This is a genomic window from Boseongicola sp., from assembly GCF_057460485.1.
The window spans coordinates 1-3331 of record NZ_JBVCWP010000379.1 but is presented as its reverse complement, the minus strand read 5'-3'; the positions used below and the strand labels follow the sequence as shown (position 1 = coordinate 3331).

Annotated in this window: 4 protein-coding genes; all 4 read right to left on the bottom strand. The window is 52.8% G+C overall.

The features are described 5' to 3' along the window. Window positions 1-196 precede the first annotated feature (196 nt). The 4 genes from AC221Y_RS22380 to AC221Y_RS22365 are packed head-to-tail and all read right to left on the bottom strand — an operon-like array spanning window position 197 to window position 2821. The gene (locus AC221Y_RS22380; RefSeq protein WP_486708506.1) at window positions 197-628 is read right to left on the bottom strand and encodes a c-type cytochrome; all 432 of its coding nucleotides are present in this window, start codon (window positions 626-628) and stop codon (window positions 197-199) included. Then, the gene (locus tag AC221Y_RS22375) at window positions 625-1926 is read right to left on the bottom strand and encodes a multicopper oxidase family protein (protein ID WP_486708505.1); all 1302 of its coding nucleotides are present in this window, start codon (window positions 1924-1926) and stop codon (window positions 625-627) included. Before AC221Y_RS22375 ends, AC221Y_RS22380 begins: the two co-directional genes overlap by 4 nt. Window positions 1927-1936: 10 nt before the next feature. After that, window positions 1937-2374: a c-type cytochrome gene (locus AC221Y_RS22370; RefSeq protein ID WP_486708504.1), complete on the bottom strand. Its 438-nt coding sequence runs from the start codon at window positions 2372-2374 to the stop codon at window positions 1937-1939. An 18-nt stretch (window positions 2375-2392) separates the two neighbouring features. After that, a complete protein-coding gene (locus AC221Y_RS22365; protein WP_299755692.1) occupies window positions 2393-2821 on the bottom strand; it encodes a c-type cytochrome in 429 nt (142 codons plus the stop codon). Between the last annotated feature and the right edge of the window lie 510 nt (window positions 2822-3331).

The window sequence follows — 3331 nt, the reverse complement described above, 5'->3', positions numbered from 1 at the left end:
CGAATGGCAGGTAAGTTTGATGTTTCCATGATGGATCCTCCGATCCGCCATACCCTCCCAATGCGACAACCAGACGTTGACGGCGTTGTATATCACAAGATGTGCAAAAGCAGCTAAGGTCTGGAAGGAGCCCATATCTAGCAACACTCTGCAATGCGGCGAATGTCTGCTTTTGCACTATCCGCCGCAGGGGATCTTAGTTGTGTGGAGGGTTTCGCACCGCCTGAATTTCCTGAATGCGCTCAGGCCAAGTGGAACGGATGAATGCCAATATGTTCCAAATTTCGTCATCGCTTAGTGCTTCACCAAATCCCGGCATTCCACTTTTGAAGTCACTCAAGCCACGTGCTGCCAAAGCCTCTTTTCCTCCGAGTTTCGTATACTGAAAAAGCAGGTTATTGTCATGATGCCACGTGTGGCCACGCTCATTGTGAGGAGGTGCAGGCAGAACGCCATCTTCATTCGCGGACCGCCAATTCGGCTGACCTTCCAGACTGGCACCGTGGCATGACGCGCATTGGTCCGCGTAGAGCGCTTTGCCACTTTCCAAATCGCGGTCATCCAATTCATGTGCCGCTTGTGCAAACCCGGCGGCGAAAATCGCGATTGTTGTCAGTGCGCGCTTCATAGCACTTCGACCCAAGTTTTCATTCCCGAGGCCTGGTGGCCCAACATATGGCAGTGCAAAAGCCACTTTCCGGGGTTGTCGAAGACCACCGATATCTTTCGAGATGCACCGCGTTCAACCAAGGATGTGTCGCGCAAATCGCCGAGTGATCCATCTAGGTTTACCTCATAAAAATGGTGCCCGTGCAGATGGATACCGTGCGGAAAACTGGTGTCGTTGATCAGATCAAATTCGGCTGTATCGCCTCGATTGAAGCTGGCAAAGGGCGCATCTTTCAGACCTGACACGCCATTGAATGCCCAAATATCGTCACCCGCGTGGCGCCCCCCCATAGCACCGCCTTCCATCCTTAGGCTCAAAGATTGGTCGGGGACATCTTTTGGCTCAAAGATAACGGGTGCGGATAGAGCCTCAATAGGTGCGGTTGCAGGTGTAGAATTTTCACCTCCCATTTTAATGCTACCCATTTCGTAAATGTCGTCGCGCAAGACAAAGAGAAAATCGACCGCGCTCGTGACGTCGCCGATTAAGTCAACCCGTTGCGCAGGAGCGATTTGGAAATCTTCCAGAAGACGCGGCTTGGCCAAGGGCATGCCATCAAGCGCAACAACCTGCGCCGATAGCCCTTCGATCCGAATAGGAAATATGCGCGCAGTCGCCGTATTGATCAATCTCAGCCTTATCCGGTCACCCAAGCGAACACTGTCTTGTGAAGGAAGGATTTTCGCGTAGTTGCCCATCCGACCGGCATGGGCAAAGTCGTGCATATTGCCGAAACCACCCACGAGCGCGCCGGTTTCTTCGATGCGCCAATCATCCAGCATGACAGTGATATCATGGTCAACCCGAGGCGGGTTGGCCTCTTCAACGATAAGCGGGCCGTAGAGCCCCTTCGCAACCTGCTCCCAAGACCGATTGTGAGAATGATACCAAAACGTACCTGCATCCAGTGTCTTGAAGCGGTAGTCAAAGCTTTCGCCGGGTTCAACCAACGGCTGGGTCAAGCCGGGAACGCCGTCCATCGCGTTCTCCAAGCGAATGCCGTGCCAATGTACCGATGAGCCTTCATTCGTTTTGTTGTCGAACCGCAAGGCCAACGTATCTCCTTGGCGCACGCGCAGCTCCGGTCCTGGCGTTGAACCGTTATAGCCAAGCATATCGGTAGCACCATCGCCCTCAGGGAGGATTTGTGCCTTTACCTGTTCAGCACGCAGCACTGACGGGCTAGACAACCCAACTTGTGGCAACGTGAGGGCGGCTCCGGTACTCAAAATAAACGTGCGGCGATCCAATTTCATCTCCCGACACCTATTCTCGATATGCTTTATGACAAGCGTGACAACTTGCGCCTAGAGACTTCATGGCAATTCCTAAATCGGCTTCGCTTGCAATGGTTGTGGATAGACCAGCCGCGATTCCTTCCAGGTTTTGTGATTTCTTCACAAAGTCATCAAAGTTCGTCCATATCTCAGCCTTTGCTTCGGACTTTGGATCATCTTCATCTGCTTCAAACAATACAGGCGTGCCCGCCGCGTGTTTAGCAATGCCCGCAGCAGCGGCCCTTGCTGCAGTTTGATCAAATACTGTTACGCCCTTGGCCATCTGTCCCAATATCTTCATCTCCGCACCGATACCGCTCATCGCGTCCATACGTGCCTTTACAGCTGCATTCTTTACGCCGGAATGGGCAAAGGCAGCACCGGCGAAAAGCAAAGCTACACAAAGAATGGTGTTTGTTCTCATCATAATTTTAAAATTTCCCTATTACTCTATGCCGTTGGCGCGTTGCATCTCGCGAACATATGCGACGATCATCTGAACATCACCGCGCGTCAAACCTTCGACCGGCGGCATACTTCCAAAAGGCCAATGGTGGGCGCGTACGCCGTTCGCCACAGCGCGCTGGAACGCCTCGTCACCATGATGCGAGGGTTCATAGAGGACGTGAACCAATGGCGGGGCCACTTCAAGTTGACCAACAGCGTTTACGCCGTGACAAGATGCGCACACCGCTTCAAATGCTGCTTTCCCGATTTGGGCGTTCGCCGATAGCGTTTCTGGAATGACGACTTCGACAATTGCCGGATTGGGTTTGCTTGGAATCTGAGACACTTGCTCTTCAGGCCCTGCAAGAAACCAATAGGCTAGAGCCGTCACACCGATGAGAATGAAGGCAACTTGTACTGCTCGCATGTTAAATTTCCGGTATTTTTTTCTTCTTGGAGCCTTCAGTGGGGGGAAGGTCAAGCAGGGATTTCTGACACTTTCGTGAGCATCCAGATTGCCATGCCCGCCATCTTACAATTCTACGTGGAGCCCACTAAAGCGGACATTGTGGAAAACAGAACAAGCGGCAGCTTGTCCCGCATTGTGTGAATTCGCCCATCGGAAATTTTGCAGTTGCAGCGAAAGTCCGGTCCGAAGGGCCGCACCGCGGCATGACGGAAGGCAGTTCAATGTCCGTAATGGGCCGTTCACAGCATCGGAGCCCCAAGAATTATCGTCGAGTGTGGCGGTGCGGTGAATGTCAACGGTGAGCCCTATGCGTGCCCGCCGGGATTAAGTCACTGGCACTGAACCGAAAACAGTGATGATATTTCGCTTTTGGTAGTCCTTGATGGGCCATTGACCTCCGCAGGACTGACAAACGCGCCTGTAGCGCACCCAGAGATCTAACTCCCGCTGAACAACAGCTTTCTGGAT